Below are 22374 nucleotides of genomic sequence, written 5' to 3'. Positions count from 1 at the left end.
TAATTTTATGAAAAATTTTACTCTCCTTCTTACGTGTAGTTTTATATTTCTTTTTACTGCACTCCATTCCCAAAAAATCCAATACACAGATGGTAACATCGAATTTGAAGACCAAACTGTTGAGACCATTAATATATATTTGGAACCACAAGTTGAAAAAGTAGAGGATAGATTTGAAGAGTGGATGCGAGATAACTATGATGTAAATCTCCGTGACAAGAAGTTTTTGTTTTTTGACAGAGATGTGATGATTGCTAAAGAAGTGATTATTCCTGAAGTAAGTGATAGAAAAATTGATCTCCGTGTACAAGTGGACCAAAGCATTGAGACCTCCAGTGTTCTTCATGTTTTTGCTTCATTTGGATATGATAATTGGATCACTCGCTCTACTCATCCCGAGGAGCACGAAGCTTTGAAAGACATCGTCTATGAATTTATAGTCGATTATCTTCCTGAATATTATACAGAAAAAGTAGAGGATCGTAAAGAAATTTATGGCGACTTGGCGGAGGAGATCGAGGAAATCGAACAAGAAATAGCAGAAAATAAGGAAGAAATTCGCGAGAACAGAGCAGAAATCGAAGAGATGATGAATACGAATGAGGAACTTGCAAACAGTCTTAAGGAGAATCAACGCAGACTTAGAGAAGCCCGCATGAAGGTTCGTAACAGCCAGAAAACATACGATGCGATACTAGATCGAATTAATGTAATGAAGAAAAATTAATCACTTTTCCCATACCATCTTGCTATGGTATTTTCCGCAGGCTTGAATCGCGGTGTAAAGTCCCTATTTTCATGATGATGACGGTCACTGGAAGTATTGTGCCATTGCCAGAAAAACATTCCTGCAAACCATTCCTTGTGCCATAATTCCCGAAATAAAGCTTCGTAGGCTAGGTTTTGAGTCTTTGTGCACTGTATACTCGTAGAATCCAACTGTGAGTTCCAAAGCCATGGTTCTATCGTCGCAATGTGATCACTTCTATATCCGATTTCTGTAAATAGTACAGGTTTTTGATATTTCTTCGAAAAAGATTCCGGCATGCGAAGATGTTTCTTCCATCCTGCTTGAATTTCATGCAGCTCAGGATATGGTTGTGAGGTAAGTGGGTAGTACGCTTGAATCCCTATAAAATCCATTTCTGACCAGAAGGGGATATCTGCATATTCTGCATCCCAATTAGCTGCATACGTAAGCTTTCCGCTATATATTTCTCTGATTTCATCAATCAGTGAAGACCACATCTTAGGCTGCTTAAGAATAGAAGAACGAAGTTCTGTGCCGATACATAACATATCTACTCCAGTATGTTCTGCCATTATAGCATAGTGAATTAAATTACATCTATAAGACTCGAACCAATCCTCCCATCCCTGTTCAGAATTATGCTTAATATCAGACCTCCATCCTTTTCGCATCCACAAATGAGGCTTCAGCATGACGTACATATCTCGTTCGTAAATAGAATTGATTACGTCTATAAAGACAGAATCTCTTTTTCCCCATACTCCCATGGTATCAGGGGTGTACATCACTTCTGTCGTATCTGTTTCCTGGTATAGAAAAGGTACGACTGCAACCCACTCTATGTTGTTTTTGATGAGTTGATTAAGTGAAGTATCTCTATTGATGTTCCAGTGAAACACAGTCATTCCCCGATGCTTTCCATCTTCCTGGAACAGATTCTGGAAAATACCAGAATGATTTTCAGCATCCATATCCAATTGAACTCATAGGGTTGAACCCTGCTGGAACAGGAGATAAGATAGACTGAGAGGAATAATAGTAGTTGTATTCTCATTGGCAACAATGACCTAAAAATAGAAAGTTTAAATTAAGAATCATTTTTGTCAATGTTTTCTGTATTAAACGAAATGTAAAATTTTGCAAACAAGATGTTGACTTACCAGTTAAGTTATAATATTGCTCTTAAATTTTGTAATAAAAGCTATTCATGAAAAGTCTTCAGAATTTTAGTGAGAGAAGGTTCGATATGCTGTGGGAACCTCCCATTAAAGCACAAGAACTTGAGTAGTAGACTTGCAGTTTATCAAATATGACTGGGCCTATATAGATTACTCAACATTAAAGAAGAGCAAAAGATATATTTTGCTTGTAGAAACCTTTTCGAAGCATTTTATGAATGAATATTATTTTTGAAAGTGATTTTATGAACAAAAACTTAATAATTGGAACTATAAGTCTTTTGCTGTTCGTCAGTGCTTGTAGTTATCTGCCGGATCCACATGAACCCATACCTGATGTAATGATCACTGAAACAGCTGATTACATTTTTCTTAAATCAGCAGAAAATACTTCCTCCGAGACTCTATTTTTATATTATCCCGGAGGTTTAGTAGATCCACATGCATATATTTCAATGTTAAATGGAGTAGTCAAATCAGGTTATCCTGTTTTAATAATAAAAGTGACTGGAAATCTTGCGATTGCGAATGTGGGTAAGGCGCGAAAGATTGTGGAAGAGTTCACTGAATTCAACCATTACGTACTGGGTGGGCATTCCTTAGGAGCGGCCGTTTCATGTATTGCGGCAGCACGGGACAAGCAGATTTTCGATGGTCTTGTCATTATGGCTGGCTACCCTACTGAAAATGCCTCCCTCGCAGACTGGGATCAAGGGACATTACTGGTGTTCGATGCTAGTCATGATGAGATAATAAACCGATTGAAGTTAGAGGAGGCGAAGGCGTTTTTTCCTCAAATAGAACGTGTAGATTTGACAGAGGATCTGGAGGAACCGACGGCAGGAAAAACAATTTGGGTTGAAATTTCGGGAGGAAATCACAGTCAATACGGAGATTATGGGTTTCAGCATGGTGATGGCGAGGCGACAATCAGTATGGAAATGCAACATGAGCTTTTACGAGATTTTATGTTGGAGTTTTTTAAGGTCAATGGTTGGTAATGAAAGGAAAGTTGTTCTTTATAACAATATGCATTTTGCCATTTTTAGGCATTTCTCAGGAAATGTCGATCTCCCTTTTTCAAGGTCAAGGATTCGGTACGAACATCGGTTCAGAGTGGTTTAGGAATGGCCCTGGATTACAGCTTCGTTATAGTAAGGGTTTAAATGACGTAGATTTTTGGAGTGCCGGTGTAGAAATGCGGACGGTGAATTGGGGTAATCAAGTGGCTTTCACATCTGGTTACCAGCGACTTTATGCTGCAGTCAAAGAAAACTGGTCTTTTAGAATTGGTGGTGAAATGATACATGGTGTGGTACTTTTTCGTCCTCGTTCACTTTACGCTTTGGGCTTGAAGACAGGACACGCTGTTAGATACCAAAGTAAGAAGAGGTCGTTTTTTCAATTAGATACAGCTATTGGGTATAATATTACACCTGGATACTTAGATTTTGGAAATATAAACCAGGCCTATGAATTGCGCTTGGAGATTTCTTATGGGTTATTGTTAGGTCGTCAACAAAAAACACTTGATCTCAATTATCTTTCTCTGTAATAATCTCTTCCGATCCAAGTTGCACTCTATCTAAGTGGTTGTCACTTTATTAATATAGGGCTTCAAATCAACCACATACTGTAAGTCAAGATCTGAAGATCAGGCTTAGCTCTTACGCCAATTGCCCAAAAAGCTTCATTCTGATTTCAGCCAGAATGACTAAAACAAATGCTAATTTATCGCTATCAAAAAATCCAAGTTCTGTAGCTTTTTTCAAATCCTTTTCAATAAAGGATGTGCGTCTCTTAATGATTTTTTCAATCAACTCGCGACGCATATCTTGTACGGAATTAATAGCGTTAGAGAGGCGAAGTGCATTTCTCCTGATTCTTTGAGCAATCTTCGAGGCCATCTCGTCTTTAAAATTTTCTGTCTCTTTGTAAAGCGCTACCAATAAATTCACAATTGTAGGCTTTAATTTTTCTAATCCATCTTCATTCATCTGTGAAACATTTTAACTTTTCATATCCATTAAACGAGAAAATAATGGGAATGTTTTACCGACCAAACCCTTTTGTCTGATCTATAACAATAATCCCTAATATAAACATTTATTTACCATATTACCAAAAAACGACACACTAATTTACCATGAACCCTAAGTGCCAAATATAATTTGTGATATATATGTAATCTCCTTTTCAAAAGAAATGAATGAATTGGCGAAAAATACCATGGTCATGAGTACTTACCCTCTTACCCTATTAAACCACGAACAAATGAGAACTATGATGAAGCTTCTTAGTTAAAGATTAATTAAACTTTCGAACTTTGTCACCCTTTGAGCCGTTCATCCGTTAATGCTTTTGAATGCGTATATTTACATTTAGAAGAGATTTAAACATTTGAAGGAAATGAAAAGGACAATTGGAATTGTAGTATTGATCTTATTTGCCATCATAATGAGTTCAGTGGATGTTTCTGCTCAATATGGCAAAAAGAAAAAGAGAAGAACAAGTGATGACGATGATGATCGTCGCGGAGATCAAACAGAGCAAATAGAAGTCAGAACAGAAAGAGGAACTCCAGTCGCATTAGAGAGATTTTGGTTTGGAGTCAATATAGGAAGCCCTTTAATTTCAAATTTAGGGATGAGAATAGGTTTGGGTCCAATGGCAGCCTATCGGTTTAATAATATTTTTTCCGCTGGCGTCATTACGGATGTCAGTTATCTGTTGCTTTGGAATCCCAATGGTCCTAATGAAAACTACTTCGATCTCGCTGCTGGAGTATTTGGTCGCGCGAAATTCTTCCGGGCTTTTTATGCACATCTCGAATACAATATTACCAGCTTAGACAATATCAGTACGCTTCAGCCAAGAACCAACTTCCCGGTATTTCTGGTCGGTGGTGGATACTCCTCCCCTACTTATACTGCATGGGGCTACGAAGCAACGCTGCTTTACGATGTCACAGAGAATCTTGGTGAGGTAAGAGGCACCATTCCCATAGTTTATCGAATTGGCATTACCTATAATTTTTAAGTTGCTATTTTATTCAAAATTCCTGGCAATGGCGCAAAGGCTAAAACTTGAAAGTCAATCCAGCCATAAAATGTCTTCCCGCTTGAGGATAAAGACCTGTTAAGTTGTAAATTCCTTCATCAGTTTCTGCCCTTGCATATGGATCGTCTCCCGTGGGGTCATAAGATTCTGAACTAAATCTGTAAATCCAGGCATTACTTACGTATTTCTGATTAAAGAGATTATAAACGTTTAAATAAAAGGTGATATCCTTTACAAATTTCACACGTTTATAGGAATAGGAAATCAACAAATCATTGTAAAAATAGGGATCAAGTTTGGATGCCTCAGCAGTAGTATTATCAATATATTGTTTGCCTACATACTTGGAAAGTAAGGAGACTGACAGGCGCTGCTCGGGCTGATTTCGGAAAAATTCATATCCAAAATCATTAGCTATAATGATTGAAGGAGAAAAAGCCAAATCTGTTATATCATAGGTCTTCTGAATTTGCTCTCCGGTATCCCAGCTATCAATAAACTCCGTAAAGTTTAATATCCTGTTTTCGGAAAGCGTAGCATTCATGAGAAAGTGAAAGCCTAAGATTCCATTAATTCCACCATCAAACTCTACCCCTCTACGGTAGCTATTCTTCACATTTGTTCTCGTGTATTCACCCACATCATTGATTTGACCCGTCAGAACAAGCTGGTTATCATATTGCATATTATACAGGTTCACTCCGGCACTAAAGATATCCGATTGTAAGGTGTATCCCAATTCCAGGTCGTAAAGGGTTTCATGCATTGGTCTTGTCTTGACCGAACTCTCTGTATAATCATTTCTATTAGGCTCGCGATTAGCAATTCCGTAGGAGACATAGATTTTCGAGTCATTATTGAGTAAGTATGAAAGTCCGAATTTAGGATTGAAGAATTGGAGATTATCCGTCTGGTCTACCAAATCACCATTTTCATTAAATCCCTGAAACTTGTAATTTACCATACGGTATTGAAGGTCAATGTAGCTTATGAAACGATTCAGAAATCGAAATGACCACTTTGCATAGGTATTGAAATCGATCTTGTTACCATCATTATTATAATATTCAATGGCATCTTTCACCAAGGCAGTATCCAGATGTTCGACTGGAACATCCTGTGCTTCATACCAACGAACTTTCCCAAAATGCCCTCCCAGGTATTGATTCGCAGAAGCCCCTAAAATGACATTATGATTCTCGGATAGATCCTCATAATTTCCCTCGAATATAGCACCGTAGAAATGGTTGTCCAGCCATCTGCGAATAACCAGATCTTGTGGTTCAGTAATGGAGCCTGGTAATTGAAAATCAGCAGGATCTTCATTTGCTTTGTAGTTTTCGAAAAAACCCAATCCCCTGGTATAATGGCCGGTCAGATTGACATTAAGGTTATCGCTCAGCGCTTTATTGTAATGGAGTTGCAGGTGATTTTGATTATAATCATCTATTTCATCTTTGTAAGGTTCTCCCGGTTTTTCAGTTCCGGCAGAATTGAAAGTTCGATTGGTCTCAAGAAATTGAACAGGAAGTCCGTTCCATGCCTGATAAGTCACTTCAGAACCAGTGAAAATGTTGAAATTTAAAGAGGATGATTCCGTAACATAATTAAAAGTACCTGCAAAAGAACTGAGATTAGAAGAAGCACGATCAACATAACCGTCAGACTGAATCCTTGAATACCTTATGTCAAACCCAAATTTATTATTCAACAATCCAGTGCCAGCCATTACTGACAGCTTGCCTGTATTAAAGGAACCATAGGAAGTGGCCAGGTTTAAATAGGGGGTCAATCTAATCTTATTGGTATTCATATTTATCGAGGCTCCGAATGCTGATGTTCCATTCGTGGATGGCCCTACTCCTCTTTGAATTTGAATGTCTTCTGTGGATGAAGCGAAATCCGGCAAATCAACCCAAAAAACCAATTGGGATTCCGAATCATTTAATGGCACGCCATTAATGGTTACATTAATCCGTGACGGATCTGACCCTCTGATACGCATACCCGTGTATCCTACACCTGCACCTGCATCTGAAGTGACGACCATAGATGGTGTATACTTTAGTAAATATGGCACATCCTGGCCCATATTTAACCTTTCCACGTTGTCTTGGCTGACATTCTTATAGGTAAATGGCATGTTCTTTTGTACGAATGTTCCATTGATCTCAATCTCATCTAATCCGAAAATAGATCCACCCAGCACAAAAGAAATTTCTGTATCTGCAATGACTTCTATCAATTCGGATTGAGGTTCATATCCCAAATAGGTCACTTTTAGTATATATTCATCTTCGGGAATATTTTCAAGCATATAATCTCCTTTGGCATTGGTCAGTGTTCCATATTCTGTACCTTCCAGAAAGACTGCAGCTGAAACCAGGTGTTCCCCATCCTCATTGCTTACATTTCCGGATATAGAAAATTGACTTTGACCTGCCGTAGCCACGATCATCGATAAAATAAAAACGATTAATCTATTCATTCTACTATACTTATAAAAGGGTATCCTGAGCAAGCTCTTGCATTTCCCTTACCAGCATTACCTGGTCAGGTTCCGTGGGTATAATCTCAGCCAGGACGGGCACCCCAAATGTATTTCCGGAAATTATTCCGGGTTTCTAAAATTGTCGCAAAATTAACAAAATATAAACGATAAGGAAATACATTAGCTGCTTTCTATAATAGAAATCGCTTCACGCAACCTTAATTTTTTAGGGCCTTCTAAAATGTGGTACTCTAAATTGTAGTATTCGAGGTTTTCTTTATAAATCTCAAAGATTTCGTCCCGATCTCCTGGGTTTTCTCGGAGATCATCTTCAGTCCATTCCATATCCGGGGTACACAAGAGATAAATTCTATTTCTGTAGGTTGAAATAATAGAGTCTACCCATTCATCAGATCTTCCATATTTATATTCCAGCCAAATTTTTATGGTCAATAGATCTGTGTCACAGATGACAAGCTTTTCTGCATTTTTTGTGGCTTTTCTTTCCCTTTTATTTTGCCCCTCAGCAATATTGATAACATCTTCAAAATCATAATTTGTCCATTTTTCTTTGAGATATTTTCTCGCATACTCTTTAACAAAGTCCACCTGATAATGCCTTGCCAGATCTTTAGCTAAGGTCGTTTTTCCCGATGACTCAGGACCTGTAATGATGATTTTTTTCAATTGGTTTCGAATTGCTGCGTCAATATAATAAATTAGATATTAACTATGTTTGTAATTCCATTGAATTACTTTTACATTGGAGATTATGCATGATATAGAGCCATACTACAAATGGAGGGACCAGTACATCGCTTCTGAAGATGAAAACTCCCCGTTTTATGGAAGAGAGTACAGTGAGTTCACCTTTTCCAATAAAATCTACAATTACTTTATTCATCCACAGTGGGATGAATTTGGATCTGCTACCATTTACATGAAGATATTGTACGTGGACTATGCACGAGGGTATTGTCATATAGAGTTGATAGGAGAATGGAACGACTGTCTGAATAATGACATCATGTTTATAAAGCGTGAGATTGCGGATCATTTGTATGCCAATGGTATCAGGAAGTTTACATTATTCTGTGATAATGTGTTAAATTTTCATGGTTCTGACAATAGCTATTACGAAGAATGGCTGGATGACATCGCTGAAGATCAAGGTTGGATATGTTTGCTTAACACACAAGATCACGTAGAACGAGAAATGGAGGCTACAGAATTACAATACTATGTCAACTTTGGTGGAGTTTTTAGCGATATTCAATGGCAAGGAAAAAAACCGGAAACAGTGCAAATGTTAATCGAAGGTCTTATGCACGCAGGTGCGAAAAGCCTATCCTACTAGAATCTTAAGTATGTCCGAAACACACCATTCAGGATTCATCAATATTATCGGAAAACCCAATGTGGGTAAATCTACATTAATGAATGCGCTTGTAGGAGAAAGGATGTCCATCATCACACATAAGCCGCAGACCACCCGTCATCGAATCATGGGAATTCTATCAGGAGAAGATTTCCAGATGGTTTTCTCTGATACTCCAGGCATCATCTATGATACCAATTACAAGATGCAGGAAATCATGAATAATTACGCCTTTTCAACGCGAGAGGATGCGGATATTATGATGTATGTTACTACTCCTTCGGAAAAAAATGATGCAGAGGAGTCGATTGTCAGTTTTCTTAAGGCAGTGGAAGTGCCCAAGTTTTTAATAGTAAATAAAATCGATTTGCATTCTGAGGATGAGGTAGAACTACGTATTCAAAAATGGTCTGAGCTTGTACCGTTCGATGAGTTTTTCGTGATTTCAGCCTTAGAAAAGAAAAATGTAGACCTTCTATTTCAAGAACTCCGAAAACGTTTACCGGAAGGTCCGGCCTATTTTCCAAAAGATCAATTGTCAGACAAATCTGAAAGGTTTTTCGTTAGTGAGATCATCAGAGAGAAAATTCTGGAGATTTATAAACAGGAAATTCCCTACTCAACGGAAGTCGTCGTCACTGAATTTAAAGATGGAAAGAAAAGCGATGGTGGTGTAATCGTGAGAATCAGAGCAGAAATATTTGTTTCTCGTGAGAGTCAGAAACCCATCATTCTCGGACGTCGAGGTGCATTGATCAAAAAACTGGGAATGGAATCCAGAAAATCAATTGAGAAATTTCTGGAAAAGCAAGTGCATCTGGAACTCTTCGTAAAAGTCAAAAAGGACTGGCGTGATGATGAAAGGCAGTTAAAACACTTTGGCTATAGCTAATTTAATTGCAAGCCATGCCTCCATCTTAAATTTGGTACCAAAGTTGGCAAAATAAGCTACTTGCAATCGCTTTATCACTCTTCTAGAAAATACTTAATGATGTTGTTGGCCACCAAATCATGGCCAAGGCCATTAAGATGGTTGTTTTGAGACATGTAGTTGCTTAGATTCTCCTTCTCAGAGAGTTGTTGAAAAATCGCGTAACTGTCCACTATGCCGATTTGGTATTGCTCAGCAAGATTCCTCACTTGCCGGGCGTGTTTCGCCAATGGAGTTTCTGGGTCACTGATATCTTCTCTTAGATCCGGCGTCGGAGTAAGCAAAATCACCTTTATATCATTGGCCAATGCACTTTCTATCATGAACTTCCAGGACTTCTCAGCACTTTCCAGGCCAATACTTCTATCATTTAAGCTATAATCAATGAAGATGACGTCAGGATGCATTTTCAGAACATCTCTTTGAAACCGTTCAGCTCCCTGCTCAGATTGTTCACCACCAATAGCGGTAACCATTGGGCTAATGACAGCATATGGGTAAATTTCATTGAGTTTCTTCAGACTTAAGTAGGGATAGGAGTCCAATGATTTCACATTTCCACTTTTGAAATATCCAGCAGGGACGGAATGACCATGAAAGACCAGTTTGATGGTCCTGTTTTTAGGCCAATGGACTTGTAACTGAGCTCTTATGGAATCCAAGTAATCGTTCCTTTCAGCCTGACCATTGACATAAAAACCACTACACAAGAAAGCAAGGACTATAAAACTGATCAATATTCTATTGCTTATCATTTTCATATGTTTTCAAATTCCGTTTCTATTTCTTCAAGACTCTTGCCTTTAGTTTCTGGAAGCTTTGCTTTTATAAAGATAAAACCAATAAGACAAATTAAACCATAAACCCAAAAGGTGCCATATGCTCCAAGTGACTTATTGAGTAGCGGAAAAGTGAAAGTCAAAATAAAAGATGCAATCCATAGCATTAGCGTAGCAATGGACATGGCTAAACCTCTGATTCTATTGGGGAATATTTCAGACAGTACTACCCAGGTAATGGGAGCCAGGGACATGGAGTAAATTCCTATTGCCACAATGACCAGAATAAGAACAGGCAATCCTTGAAACTGGAAGTAATAGGCACCACCCATCAAGAAATAGACTATGCTTAGGCCTGACGCCCCAAAAATCATCAATTTTCTGCGTCCCCAGGAATCGACAAACCTCATGGCAACAAATGTAAAAACGAGATTGACGCTACCTGTAATGACGATATTAAATAAAATGTCTCCCACACTATACCCCGCTGCTGTAAAAATTTCCTGAGCATAATTAAATATGATATTGACGCCGCACCATTGCTGAAAAACAGCGAGGACAATTCCGATAATGAGTATTGGCAAGATTCTGGGTTGTAACAGATGTGATATGCTTACTTTACGACCAACGTTTTTTGCCACTGTATCTTTAATGGCTTTCAGTTCTCTTTCAGCATGTGCCTGACCTCCTATTTTTGCCAATATCTCAAAAGCTCTCTCGTCCTTCCTTTGAGTTGCTAGAAATCTTGGACTCTTTGGAACCACAAACATAAGTACGAAAAATATAAAGGCCGGAATCATTTCTGCCCAAAACATCCATCGCCATCCCATCGTTCCGTTCCAGGAGGTTCTCATTTCTTCTACTCCAATCTCACCCATAGGTTCAGCAATCAAATAGTTAACGATTTGTGCAGCTAAAATACCAACTACAATGGTCAGTTGGTTAATGGATACATATCTACCTCTTTGTTTGGACGGAGCCACCTCTGCTATATAAAGTGGAGACAAAGTTGACGCCAGTCCGATAGCTACTCCGCCAAGGATTCTGAAAACAATAAATGGATTAAAGTGGTCACAAGCTCCCGTTCCATATGCAGAAATGATGAAAAGCATTGCAGCTATGATCAAGGGTATCTTTCGTCCTATTCGATCTGCGACAAAGCCTGAAACCATGGCACCTATGATACAGCCAATGAGCGCGCTACTGATAGCCCAGCCTTGAAGTGCTGCCTGACTTTCGATTCCAAAATACAATTCATAAAACGGCTTAGCACCTCCAATGATCACCCAATCATAGCCGAATAAAAAGCCTCCAAGAGCTGAAACAGAGGCTAAAAATAATACATAAAGATTGTTAAACCTATACTGATTCAATGTATTTAATCTTTGGTTTGACTCCCCCACCAATGGTTCTGTGGATCAAAATCCTTACTCAAAAATTCAATACGTTGCGCTTCAAGCCTGGGCATCAGCACATTGATTTTTTCCTGATACATTTTCTTTGCCAAAGCTGGATCATGTTGCTCGTCCTTCCGAGGCATGTTAGCACTTACTGCTTTAAGCCATTCAGATAATTGATTCTTTAACGCTTTGGCTTTAGATGGATTGCTTTTCGACAAATCATTTTCTTCAGACAAATCAGCTTCCAGATCATATAATTCTATGTGATCATTCTCATAATAGTGTATCAGCTTCCATTTCCCCTCACGAATAATCGATGATGGCTCGCCGCCCTGGTTTCCATAATGAGGGTAATGCCAATATAATGGCCTCTCACCAAGTGATTTGCCTTCAATAACAGGCTTCAGACTGACTCCGTCAATGATTTGGTCTTCAGGAAGATCTATTCCGGCATAGTCAAGAAGTGTAGGATAAAAATCAATCCCACTTGCAGGATATTCGACATTTTGATGTTCCACTCCGGGAATTTGGATGAAAAAAGGTTCTCTGATTCCACCTTCCCATTGATAACCCTTGCCACCACGAAGCGGTTGATTGCTGGTCGAGTAAGCATCTCCGGAAGCCACACCACCATTATCAGAAGTGAAAACAATGATGGTCTGATCCATCAATCCTCTCGATTCTAATTCATCAAGCACAAGTCCAACCGCATCATCCATTTGTTCCACCAATCCTGCATAAACGGGGTTATCCTGAGTGACTCGGATGGGAAGTACCCTCTCCATTTCAAATCCGTGATCTGCAATACCATTAGCTTCAGCCTTATCTCTATATTTCCTCCATTTTTCTTCAGTGGTCTGAATAGGGCCGTGTACAGCGTAGAAAGACAAGTATGCCAGGAATGGAGTTTCTCTTTCTTTACGAATAAATTTGACGGTTTCTTTTGCTAATCTCATCGAGAGGTTTTCCCCATCTTCTTCATTAGGTAGTGACGGATTCTCCCATGGAGAAAAGTATCCACCTCTAGGACTTCCTACTTCCCAGCCACCTTTGTTGATCTGAAATCCGTGATCTTCAGGGTGTGAGCCAACATCTCCTATATGCCATTTCCCTGTGAAAAAGGTTTCGTAACCAGCTGCTTGCAATGCTTCTGGCATCGTGATCAAGTCAGCCGGAAGTACATGGTTGTAATCTGCGGGAAGCAAAATATCGTTTCTATTCGCCTTTCTCCATTCTTCTCCACTTCGAGCACCAATCCAATCAGTGATCTGATGCCTTGCAGTGAATTGGCCTGTCATAATACTCGCTCTTGAGGGACTACAAACCCGGCTTGCCGAATAGCCATTCTCAAAGATTACGGCATTCTTTGCAATTTTATCTATGTTAGGCGTTTCATAAAAATCACTTCCCATGAAACTTAAGTCATACAGACCAAAGTCATCTGCAAGGATAAAAACAATGTTGGGTTTTGAGCTTAGCAGGGGATCTGTATCCTCTCCTGTTGACTTGCAACACCATATCAGTATCACTGAAATGATCACCACAATTATTTTGCAAACTTTCTTCATAAACTTAAAATCTTTTGTCAGACCACATTAATCGACCTGCGATAAATATTCTTTAATGATGTTACAAAGACTAAACCTTTAATATGCAAAAATTAATTTGTCTATAAGTAAAGTTTGCAACAATCATATTCCTACAGAATAGACAATTTGATGATGGCTTATTCTGGAGGAGTCTTTGAATAATTCTTATCATAAAGCTCTAGCTGTCTAGCTTTCCATTGAGCCCCTTCTAAAAATACGGGGTAAGGCAAGGCAACATCCCATTGTCCCAGACTTTTAAGAAGACCTTTTGCCTTTTCAGGATAGTGCTCTCTTAGATCAGTACTTTCAAATACATCTTGTTCGAGATTATATAGCATGGGTAATCGATCCGGAAGCCTGATTAACTTCCAGTTTCCTTTTCGAATAGAAGCACTAATGGTAAAACGCCATTTCATCTCTTCATGGGGCGCCTCGTCATATTCACCAATTAAATAAGGAATAAGGTTAACGCCATCTAACCCTTTGGTCCCAACTTGATCATCTCCTCCAAGAGATAGAAATGTAGCGCCCAGATCTAATGAAGAGACAAATGAGTGATAGATCTTCCCGGATGGAAGACCATTCTTCCAGGTCATGATGAATGGTACTCGAATACCTCCCTCTAGGAGTGTCCCCTTCTGACCGCGAAATGGTGCATTATTAGATGCATTGCTGTCTTGTGGCCCACCATTGTCACTTATAAAAACAATCAGGGTATTGTCATAGACTCCCTCTTCTTTCAAAGCATTCATCATTTTACCAACATTAACATCCAGGCGGTGTACCATCGCTGCATAAGTTCTTCGCTTTTCGTCCTTAATAAATTCATATCTTTTAAGGTCTTCTTCTGTAGCCTGCATCGGTGTATGAGGGGCATTAAAAGAAGCGTAAAGAAAAAAAGGTTTTTTGCCATGCCGTTTTATGAAATCTACACATTCGTTTCCTTTATCATCAGTGAGGTATGTGATTTCTTGAGGTTTTTTATAATTGGACTCCAGCGCAGCTAAATATCCTCGATCAGTATCTGTAGCTCGAAAATAGTCATGTCCACCTCCGCGATAACCCCAAAATTCATGGAATCCGCGCTTTAGTGGATGAAAGTGCTCTTCCATTCCAAGATGCCATTTACCTACAAGACCATTGACATAGCCAAGACTATCCAGAAAATCAGGAATGGTTTTAATCACTGTGGGCAAGCCTAAATAATCGGGATCAAATCCTGGTTGGTTTCCTCCAATGTTATTATCATAACCAAAAGTGACTTGATTTATGCCTGTGATCAATCCAGCTCGAGATGGACTACAAACTGCTGAGGAAACATAGCCCTGACTGCAGAAGACTCCTTCCCTAGCCAATAGATCAATATTAGGCGTTTTGATCTGCTTGCTTCCGGTTACACCCAGATCAGCATAGCCCAGATCATCGGCAATTATCAACAAGATATTAGGTCTGTCGTCAGTTTGAGCCCAGGAAACCATTGATCCAATCGCAAAAAAATGAAGCCATAAAACTTTAAACATTGACATTTAAAAACTTAATTTGAAGGATGTTTTGTGGTGGAAATTTCCTTCGCAATATAACTAAAAAAATAACTGAATGGATAGTCTGGCAATTCAACAAGGATTCCTTGGTCAGAAGATATTGGTCATACCTAAAAAAACCAGAAAAGAGTTGAAGAACAATGCTATGACTGCACCGTTTTATATTACCGATATAGGACAATACCCTAATGCCGAGCATCATATGCGTGAAAGGCAACATGGTGCCAAACAGTACATCTTTATTTATTGCACCGGGGGAGAAGGATGGGTTATAGAAAGGGACCTAAAGACCATTGTATCGCCCAATCAATTCATCATTATAGAAAAAGATGCTCCTCATAGCTATGGAGCCTCAGAAGAACATCCGTGGACCATATTCTGGATCCACTTTTCCGGACATCTGTCAGAGGCTCTTTATCAACGATACGCTGAATTAAACATAAAAGATACCGAAGTACCTTATATGAATGAGAGAATTGAGGTATTTGATCAAATATTTGAAGTCCTGAGTGATCACTATCGGGCTAAAAATCTGGAATATGCTTGTCTGCTGGCACTCCATTTCATTAGCTCCTTCATCTTCAATAATGAAGATCGGAACAGCAATAATTTCAAGAAAAACACCCTGACTCAAGACATTATAGCTTACTTAAGAGAGCATATTGATAAGTCCTTAAGAGCAGAGGATCTCGCTCAAAAATTTCATTATTCCACATCCCACATTCTTTCCACTTTTAAGAAAAGTACCGGATACCCATTATTTAAATTTTTCAACATGAAAAAAGTGCAGAAGGCATGTGAATACTTGAATTATACAGATTTAAGTATAAAGGAGATCAGCTTTAAACTTGGTTTTCAGGACCCGCTTTACTTCTCAAGGCTATTCAAAAGCCAGATGGGTGTTTCACCGAGAAAATACAGGAAAGAACAGTTGGAATAATCCAGATTAAAGCGATCATGTAAACTTTGTTAACTTTGCCGGGTAGATAAAAATTTATGTCGAAAATAGTAGCAATTGTCGGGCGTCCCAATGTGGGAAAATCAACTTTATACAACCGTTTAGTCGGAGAGCGGCAGGCCATCATCGATAATGTCAGCGGGGTTACCCGGGACCGGATTTACGGCACCTGTGAGTGGAATGGCAAAAGCTTCACAGTAGTAGATACAGGAGGTTTTGTTAAGAATTCTGATGATCTCTTCGAAGCCGCCATAAGGGTGCAAGTCGAAATAGCCATTGAAGAAGCTGCAGTAATCATCTTTCTTACGGATGTAACTACAGGTATCACTGATCTGGATGAAGAGGTTGCGAACTTTTTGAGAAGGGCCGATAAGCCCGTGGTTCTGGGCGTTAACAAAGTGGATAATAGCACACGCGAAATATCTGCCAATGAATTCTGGTCGCTAGGGTTTGATGAGACTTTTTTCCTTAGCTCGATCACCGGTTCAGGTACCGGGGAACTTTTAGATGCTGTAGCCGAAAAACTGCCGGAGAATGAGGAAGAGGAGGATGAAGATGAATTGCCTCGATTGGCGATAATAGGCCAACCGAACGTTGGAAAGTCTTCATTGACCAATGCCCTTCTGGGCGAGGACCGGAACATTGTCACTGATATTGCAGGTACTACCAGAGATTCTATTCATTCCTACTATAACAAGTTTGGCAAGGAATTCATGTTAATCGACACAGCGGGAATCAGAAAGAAAAGTAAAGTTCACGAAGACCTGGAGTTTTACTCTGTCATGAGAGCAGTCCGAGCGATCGAGGAGTCAGATATTTGTATTTTGATGATTGACGCACAGACGGGAGTTGAATCACAGGACATGAATTTACTAGGACTGGTGCATAAGCGGAGAAAAGGATTGGTTATAGTGGTCAATAAATGGGATCTGATCAAAGATAAGGAAACCAATACTGCTAAAGAATTTACAGAAAAAATCAAGCGAAAGATTGCGCCATTTAAGGATATACCCATTCTATTCGTCTCTGTCTTAGAGAAACAAAGAATATTTCAGGTCATCGAAGCTGCACTAAAAGTCTACGAAAATCGACAGCAGAAAATACGGACATCAGAATTGAATAATTTGCTTTTAGAGCAAATCGAACGAAATCCACCCCCTGCAAATAGAGGTCGAATCATCAAGATCAAATACGTTACGCAATTGCCACTGAAGCACCCCGCGTTCGCATTTTTTTGCAATCATCCTAAACATATCAAAGCCAACTATAAAGGATTTCTCGAAAACCTGCTAAGAAAACATTTTGATTTTACTGGCACACCTATTAGTATTGTTTTTAAAGAAAAATAAGTAATGGAGATCATTGAAACGGGCATCGCGGGACTGAAGGTTTTAAAACCCATCATACATGGAGATCATCGCGGGTACTTTTTCGAAAGTTACAATAAATCATTGCTCGAAGAATCGGAATTGCAAATTGATTTTATTCAGGATAACGAAGCGATGTCACACCAGAAGATTTTTAGGGGATTTCACTATCAGCTTCCACCTTTTGGTCAAACAAAACTGGTGCGTGTAGTGCATGGAGCTGTATTTGACGTCGTGATCGATATACGGCCTGGATCCAGCACTTACGGCGAAACTTATGCCATTGAATTATCCTCAGAAAATAAGCTTCAGCTTTTGGTGCCTAAAGGCTTTGCACACGGTTACCTTTGCCTGGAAGATCACACCATCTTTTCTTACAAAGTCGATGCACCCTATCACTTCGAATCTGAAAAAGGAATTTCCTACCTGGATCCCTCACTGAATATAGAATGGCCTCAACCGCCTTCTAAATTCATTGTTTCGCAAAAGGACAAAGTAGCTCCACCTTTGGGGTCGCATGTAGCTTATGAATAGTGTGAAAAAGGTACTGGTAACTGGGGCCAATGGGCAGCTGGGTTCTGAACTAAGAAAACTTGGACTCGATGGATATACATTTGCAGATAAGAAAGAGCTTGATTTGTGCAGTATCAAAAGCATGGAGCAGTACTTTAAAGACCAATCTTTCAATGTCATTGTTAACTGCGCAGCTTACACTGCAGTGGATCTTGCGGAAAAAGAAAAAGACAAATGCTTTAATGTCAATGTCAAAGCTGTCAGAAATCTAGCGCTGTTGGCCAAGAAGCAAAATTGCAAATTAATCCACCTATCCTCAGACTATGTTTATCATCCTGATCATAATGTGCCCTTACATGAGAGTGATCCCTGCCATCCGAAAGGAGTTTACGCACTTAGCAAGAGAGCGGGTGAGAAAGCCATTTTTGATGTTTTCGAGAATGCCATTGTACTGAGAGTGTCATGGCTGTATTCAACATTCGGAAATAACTTTGTCAAAACCATGCTTCGACTGGGAGCAGAAAGAACCAAACTCAATATTGTTGACGATCAAATCGGCAGTCCAACTAACGCTGCAGATCTTGCAAAAGTCATCACTGAGATCATTAAGCAGGACAAAGGTCAGGGGATTTATAACTACAGTAATCTGGGTTTTATCTCCTGGGCAGACTTTGCCGAAGCAATTTTTCAACTTTCAGGGATGCATATACAAATCAACAGAATTCCAAGTACAGCGTACCCTACCCCGGCTCCCAGACCGAATAATTCCAGACTCATTAAATCCAAGATTGCCGATGAATTTAATCTAGAATTGAACCATTGGCATAAAAGTCTCCAGAAATGTCTTAAAGAAATAAACAACTGAATGGTTATAAAAAACGTTTATTCTTTAATTTCGAAGTAGTAAACCATTAAAGGGATCAGAAACATTTTCAAAATTTCAGGAATCATCACCTTACTCCTGGTTGTGAACGAGGGTCTAAACGCGACACATAACCGGGCAGGTGAAATTATCTATACTCAAATAGGTGAGCTGACCATAAGGGCAACCATCATTACTTATACCAAGACCAGCAGCTTTGATGCCGACAGAGATAGTCTGATGATGGATTGGGGTGATGGAACCATGGAAGCGGTGTTTAGAAGCAATGGCAATGGGAATGGTGAGGAATTACAAGGTGATATAAAATTGAATTTCTACACTGCAGAACATACTTATCCCGGAAGAGGAACATATACCATGAGTTTTACTGATCCGAATAGAGTAGCTAATATTTTAAATGTCAATGCTCCTAATTCTATTGAGATTCCGTTTTATGTAGAAACCACCTTTACTTTTCTTAATGCACAATTTCAGGGCTCTAATAGTTCTGTTCAATTGCTTTCGGAACCTATTGATTTTGGTTGCGTAGGTCAAAGATTTGTACACAATCCCAACGCTTATGATGTAGATGGCGATAGCATCAGTTACGAGTTGGTTATTCCCCGTGAGGGAACTGATATGGATGTTCCTAAGTACAAGTATCCCGACGAAATTGTGAGTGGTCCTTTTAACCAAATTTCCTTAGATCCTGAAACCGGCAATTTCGTCTGGGACAGTCCACAAGTCGTAGGTGAATACAATATTGCTATTAAGATCAATGAATATAGGGGAGGTGTTCTCATCGGCAGCGTAGTAAGAGATATGCAGATTTTCGTAAGTGATTGTGAAAATAGGCCTCCCACTATCGAAAGTATTGAGGAAATTTGTGTCATCGCCGGAGAAGAAGTTAATATTCCTCTGCTGATCAATGATCCGGATGAAGGTCAACAAGTGCGTGTCTCAGTAACAGGGGGGCCATTTGAGGTCAATATATCGCCAGCTGTACTTGACAATGATGAAGGATATGTGGATCCTGAAGTTAATCTTAATTTGGCTTGGCAAACTACTTGTGAGCACATTTCAGATACTTATTATCAAGTAGTTGTAAAAGCTGTTGACGATGTTTTTACTCTCCAGGAAAGTGGTTTAGCAGCCTTAAAGACCATTAGAATTAAAGTGGTAGGGCCACCTCCGGAAAATTTAGTCGCTGAGACTTTTCCCGATAGAATAAAACTTTCCTGGGATAATCCTTATTTATGCGAAGATGCTGCCAATAATTATTTTCAAGGTTTTTCCGTGTGGCGAAAATTGAAAAGCACTCAATTTCCTCTTGATACATGTGAAACTGGACTTGAAGGCAAAGGCTATGAAAAAATTGTCTTTATTACACGTGAAAAGGAAGAAGATAAATACGTCTATTTTGATGAGGATGTTTTGAAAGGAAACACCTATTGCTACAGAGTTTTAGGAGAGTTTGCACAGATTTCGTCGCAAGGTTTTCCTTTTAATCCGGTCGCCAGTTTGCCTTCCAATGAATCTTGTGGTATTCTGGTTAGAGATATTCCTATTATCACAAGAGTCACTGTAGAGGAAACCTCAAGTGTAGATGGAGAAATCCTAATCAAATGGGTGAAACCAAAAATTCCGGATCTGGATACTTTATTATTTCCAGGCCCCTACACTTACAAATTACTGAGAGCAGAAGGGTTTACAGGAGCAGAATTTGTGGAAGTTCCTGGGACTGAGATCAATAGCAAATTTTTTGCTGAAGAAATTGATTCGATTTTTATTGATCAAAGCTTAAATACCCTTGAAACTCCTTTTAGGTATCGAATTGATTTTTTCACTGGCAATACCAATACATTCTACGGTTCATCTTCCGTGGCGTCCTCCGTATTTTTAGGAATTACTTCAAATGACAGATTGGTGGATCTCTTATGGACCGAAAGCGTACCTTGGGAAAACTATTCCTATACGATATTTGAGGTAGATCCAACATCTGGTCAACTGGATTCAATCGGTTCGACTACAACTTCAGGATTCAGAATTTCTGGTTTGGAAAATGGCTTTGAATATTGCTATGTAGTCAGAAGTGAAGGCACTTATGGCATAAGCGGTGTCGAAGATCCATTATTCAATTTCAGTCAAATACGATGTGAGGTGCCCAAGGACTCGCTGGCTCCCTGTATTCCAGACCTGACCGTTATCAATCTTTGTGACGATGAAACCATTGTGGGTAGTGAGGGAGAGTTTATTAATAGATTAATATGGTCCGAAAAGGAATTAGGATGTCTTTCAGACTCCGATCTATCTTCCTTTAACCTTTATTTCTCTGAGGACAGCATTGACTTCGAACTCATAGCTAACATAGATGCCACTCAGGATTTTGAATATGATGACTTCCTAGACAATTCAGTGTCTGGATGTTATGCCATTACCTCCATCGACAGCTCAGGAAATGAAAGTGAATTCAGTGAGGTCATTTGCTCTGCTAATTGCCCATTATACGAGTTGCCTAATGTATTCACACCAAATGGTGACAATGCCAATGATTTTTTTGTCCCAAGAGCTAATCGATTCATTTCGAGTATAGATCTCAAAATTTATAACAGGTGGGGAGGGCTGGTTTTCGAGACTAACGATCCGCAAATCAACTGGGACGGTACAGATATTTCCGGGTCTGAACTGGCCGAAGGAGTTTACTATTATAAGTGTAGAGTTTTAGAAAGTGAAATTGGACGCAGTAGTGGAACAACTATAGGCCAACTTGCTGGTTCAGTCACCATCATTAGGTCAAGATAATCTGGAGGACTGCCAGATTCTTCTTATCATTTTATTAGATTTATATCGTATCAGAATTATTAAGCATGTTCACAGGTATTATTGAAAGCGTTGGGAAGGTCACGTCGATCACAAAAAATGGCACTAATAAAAGTTTTTGGGTAGAGTCCAATATCACCTCTGAGCTTAAAGTAGACCAAAGTGTATCACACAATGGTGTTTGTCTTACCGTGGTAGCCATACAAAACCACCTATATCAGGTAACCATTATTAATGAGACGCTGCAAAAGTCAAACCTGGGCGAAATTGTAGAAGGTAGCCATGTTAATTTGGAAAGATCACTCACACTTAATCAAAGACTAGATGGACATATTGTTCAAGGGCATGTAGACGCAACAGGAAAATGCACATTTATCAAAGAAGAAGGTGGAAGTTGGGTATTTTCATTTACAGTAGATAAGTCCTTTAACAATTACATGGTTGAAAAAGGCAGCATTTGTATTAATGGTGTAAGTCTAACTCTCGTTAATGTTGGTGATGGAAAATTTTCAGTGGCCATTATTCCTTATACTTATGAACATACAACCTTTTCTCAAATTAGAGTAGGTGATAAAATCAATTTGGAATTTGATATACTTGGTAAATATTTTTTAAGGTTTATAGAAAACCAAAAGCGTTAATATTGCCGTATATCTTACAAATAAAGCTTTTTATGATAAATATGTAAATTGTCGCGCAAAACATTTTATATTTGCGGTAACTAATACCTTTTTTTAAACCTAATTACACTTAAAC

General features: G+C 39.1%; 20 protein-coding genes and 1 riboswitch. Of the genes, 12 read left to right on the top strand and 8 right to left on the bottom strand.

All coding sequences use genetic code 11. From position 1 onward, the window contains the following. Positions 1–7 precede the first annotated feature (7 nt). Entirely contained in the window at positions 8–727 is a 720-nt protein-coding gene (locus tag L2567_RS06480; protein WP_235296933.1) for a BAR domain-containing protein, read from the top strand. Here L2567_RS06480 and L2567_RS06475 read toward each other — a convergent pair. After that, positions 724–1722, bottom strand: coding sequence for a glycoside hydrolase family 113 (locus L2567_RS06475; RefSeq protein ID WP_235296932.1), 999 nt, complete (start codon positions 1720–1722; stop codon positions 724–726). The genes L2567_RS06480 and L2567_RS06475 overlap by 4 nt on opposite strands. Positions 1723–2174: 452 nt before the next feature. Between L2567_RS06475 and L2567_RS06470 the strand changes: the two genes are divergently transcribed. Beyond that, on the top strand, positions 2175–2930 hold the full coding sequence (locus L2567_RS06470; RefSeq protein ID WP_235296931.1) for an alpha/beta hydrolase: 756 nt from the start codon (positions 2175–2177) through the stop codon (positions 2928–2930). Next, positions 2930–3484 (top strand): hypothetical protein, encoded by a 555-nt coding sequence (locus L2567_RS06465; RefSeq protein ID WP_235296930.1) that lies wholly within the window; start codon positions 2930–2932, stop codon positions 3482–3484. Before L2567_RS06470 ends, L2567_RS06465 begins: the two co-directional genes overlap by 1 nt. 112 nt (positions 3485–3596) lie before the next feature. Here L2567_RS06465 and L2567_RS06460 read toward each other — a convergent pair whose 3' ends face one another. Continuing rightward, entirely contained in the window at positions 3597–3926 is a 330-nt protein-coding gene (locus L2567_RS06460; RefSeq protein ID WP_235296929.1) for a hypothetical protein, read from the bottom strand. A 412-nt stretch (positions 3927–4338) separates the two neighbouring features. On the opposite strand from L2567_RS06460, the gene L2567_RS06455 reads away from it, so the two are divergent. Then, positions 4339–4968 (top strand): hypothetical protein, encoded by a 630-nt coding sequence (locus L2567_RS06455; RefSeq protein ID WP_235296928.1) that lies wholly within the window; start codon positions 4339–4341, stop codon positions 4966–4968. A gap of 40 nt (positions 4969–5008) precedes the next feature. Here the strand turns inward: L2567_RS06455 and L2567_RS06450 are convergent, their stop codons facing one another. Together L2567_RS06450 and L2567_RS06445 are read right to left on the bottom strand one after the other, a co-directional pair. Next, positions 5009–7477, bottom strand: coding sequence for a TonB-dependent receptor (locus tag L2567_RS06450; RefSeq protein ID WP_235296927.1), 2469 nt, complete (start codon positions 7475–7477; stop codon positions 5009–5011). A gap of 27 nt (positions 7478–7504) precedes the next feature. Next, positions 7505–7594: riboswitch (TPP riboswitch) on the bottom strand. A 66-nt stretch (positions 7595–7660) separates the two neighbouring features. Beyond that, positions 7661–8167 (bottom strand): AAA family ATPase, encoded by a 507-nt coding sequence (locus L2567_RS06445; protein WP_235296926.1) that lies wholly within the window; start codon positions 8165–8167, stop codon positions 7661–7663. An 85-nt stretch (positions 8168–8252) separates the two neighbouring features. Between L2567_RS06445 and L2567_RS06440 the strand changes: the two genes are divergently transcribed. Together L2567_RS06440 and era are read left to right on the top strand one after the other, a co-directional pair. Continuing rightward, positions 8253–8837: a hypothetical protein gene (locus tag L2567_RS06440; RefSeq protein WP_235296925.1), complete on the top strand. Its 585-nt coding sequence runs from the start codon at positions 8253–8255 to the stop codon at positions 8835–8837. Positions 8838–8847: 10 nt separating this feature from the next. Further along, on the top strand, positions 8848–9750 hold the full coding sequence (gene era, locus L2567_RS06435) for a GTPase Era (protein WP_235296924.1): 903 nt from the start codon (positions 8848–8850) through the stop codon (positions 9748–9750). Between the two features lie 74 nt (positions 9751–9824). Here era and L2567_RS06430 read toward each other — a convergent pair whose 3' ends face one another. From L2567_RS06430 to L2567_RS06415, 4 genes are all read right to left on the bottom strand, one after another. Beyond that, positions 9825–10544, bottom strand: a complete 720-nt coding sequence (locus tag L2567_RS06430; protein WP_235296923.1) for an SGNH/GDSL hydrolase family protein — start codon at positions 10542–10544, stop codon at positions 9825–9827. Between the two features lie 2 nt (positions 10545–10546). Continuing rightward, positions 10547–11941 (bottom strand): sugar porter family MFS transporter, encoded by a 1395-nt coding sequence (locus tag L2567_RS06425; RefSeq protein WP_235296922.1) that lies wholly within the window; start codon positions 11939–11941, stop codon positions 10547–10549. Between the two features lie 5 nt (positions 11942–11946). Next, positions 11947–13536, bottom strand: a complete 1590-nt coding sequence (locus L2567_RS06420) for a sulfatase (RefSeq protein WP_235296921.1) — start codon at positions 13534–13536, stop codon at positions 11947–11949. Between the two features lie 158 nt (positions 13537–13694). Then, entirely contained in the window at positions 13695–15077 is a 1383-nt protein-coding gene (locus tag L2567_RS06415; protein ID WP_235296920.1) for a sulfatase-like hydrolase/transferase, read from the bottom strand. A gap of 76 nt (positions 15078–15153) precedes the next feature. Here L2567_RS06415 and L2567_RS06410 point away from each other — a divergent pair, with 76 nt between their 5' ends. From L2567_RS06410 to L2567_RS06385, 6 genes are all read left to right on the top strand, one after another. Then, positions 15154–16038, top strand: coding sequence for an AraC family transcriptional regulator (locus L2567_RS06410; RefSeq protein WP_235296919.1), 885 nt, complete (start codon positions 15154–15156; stop codon positions 16036–16038). Positions 16039–16094: 56 nt separating this feature from the next. After that, positions 16095–17405 (top strand): ribosome biogenesis GTPase Der, encoded by a 1311-nt coding sequence (gene der, locus L2567_RS06405; protein WP_235296918.1) that lies wholly within the window; start codon positions 16095–16097, stop codon positions 17403–17405. Positions 17406–17408: 3 nt separating this feature from the next. Then, positions 17409–17957 (top strand): dTDP-4-dehydrorhamnose 3,5-epimerase, encoded by a 549-nt coding sequence (gene rfbC / locus L2567_RS06400; protein ID WP_235296917.1) that lies wholly within the window; start codon positions 17409–17411, stop codon positions 17955–17957. Further along, a complete protein-coding gene (gene rfbD / locus L2567_RS06395) occupies positions 17950–18801 on the top strand; it encodes a dTDP-4-dehydrorhamnose reductase (protein WP_235296916.1) in 852 nt (283 codons plus the stop codon). The genes rfbC and rfbD overlap by 8 nt, the downstream gene beginning before the upstream one ends. Positions 18802–18903: 102 nt before the next feature. After that, entirely contained in the window at positions 18904–21600 is a 2697-nt protein-coding gene (locus tag L2567_RS06390; protein ID WP_235296915.1) for a T9SS type B sorting domain-containing protein, read from the top strand. Positions 21601–21665: 65 nt separating this feature from the next. Then, entirely contained in the window at positions 21666–22259 is a 594-nt protein-coding gene (locus tag L2567_RS06385; RefSeq protein WP_235296914.1) for a riboflavin synthase, read from the top strand. Positions 22260–22374: the final 115 nt, after the last annotated feature.

Source organism: Portibacter marinus (genome assembly GCF_021533195.1).
Classification (GTDB): domain Bacteria; phylum Bacteroidota; class Bacteroidia; order Chitinophagales; family Saprospiraceae; genus Portibacter; species Portibacter marinus.
The sequence above is the reverse complement of the archived record's forward strand: the minus strand, read 5'-3'. Positions and strand labels throughout refer to the sequence as shown.

Bases quoted from the DNA above. Each gene is read 5' to 3' on its own strand.
- L2567_RS06440 (WP_235296925.1), top strand. From the start codon at position 8,253: ATGCATGATATAGAGCCATACTACAAATGGAGGGACCAGTACATCGCT.
- rfbC (WP_235296917.1), top strand. From the start codon at position 17,409: ATGGAGATCATTGAAACGGGCATCGCGGGACTGAAGGTTTTAAAACCC.
- era (WP_235296924.1), top strand. From the start codon at position 8,848: ATGTCCGAAACACACCATTCAGGATTCATCAATATTATCGGAAAACCC.
- L2567_RS06465 (WP_235296930.1), top strand. From the start codon at position 2,930: ATGAAAGGAAAGTTGTTCTTTATAACAATATGCATTTTGCCATTTTTA.
- L2567_RS06470 (WP_235296931.1), top strand. From the start codon at position 2,175: ATGAACAAAAACTTAATAATTGGAACTATAAGTCTTTTGCTGTTCGTC.
- L2567_RS06430 (WP_235296923.1), bottom strand. From the start codon at position 10,544: ATGATAAGCAATAGAATATTGATCAGTTTTATAGTCCTTGCTTTCTTG.
- L2567_RS06450 (WP_235296927.1), bottom strand. From the start codon at position 7,477: ATGAATAGATTAATCGTTTTTATTTTATCGATGATCGTGGCTACGGCA.
- L2567_RS06460 (WP_235296929.1), bottom strand. From the start codon at position 3,926: ATGAATGAAGATGGATTAGAAAAATTAAAGCCTACAATTGTGAATTTA.
- rfbD (WP_235296916.1), top strand. From the start codon at position 17,950: ATGAATAGTGTGAAAAAGGTACTGGTAACTGGGGCCAATGGGCAGCTG.
- L2567_RS06480 (WP_235296933.1), top strand. From the start codon at position 8: ATGAAAAATTTTACTCTCCTTCTTACGTGTAGTTTTATATTTCTTTTT.
- L2567_RS06410 (WP_235296919.1), top strand. From the start codon at position 15,154: ATGGATAGTCTGGCAATTCAACAAGGATTCCTTGGTCAGAAGATATTG.
- L2567_RS06475 (WP_235296932.1), bottom strand. From the start codon at position 1,722: ATGGATGCTGAAAATCATTCTGGTATTTTCCAGAATCTGTTCCAGGAA.
- L2567_RS06420 (WP_235296921.1), bottom strand. From the start codon at position 13,536: ATGAAGAAAGTTTGCAAAATAATTGTGGTGATCATTTCAGTGATACTG.
- L2567_RS06385 (WP_235296914.1), top strand. From the start codon at position 21,666: ATGTTCACAGGTATTATTGAAAGCGTTGGGAAGGTCACGTCGATCACA.
- der (WP_235296918.1), top strand. From the start codon at position 16,095: ATGTCGAAAATAGTAGCAATTGTCGGGCGTCCCAATGTGGGAAAATCA.
- L2567_RS06455 (WP_235296928.1), top strand. From the start codon at position 4,339: ATGAAAAGGACAATTGGAATTGTAGTATTGATCTTATTTGCCATCATA.
- L2567_RS06415 (WP_235296920.1), bottom strand. From the start codon at position 15,077: ATGTTTAAAGTTTTATGGCTTCATTTTTTTGCGATTGGATCAATGGTT.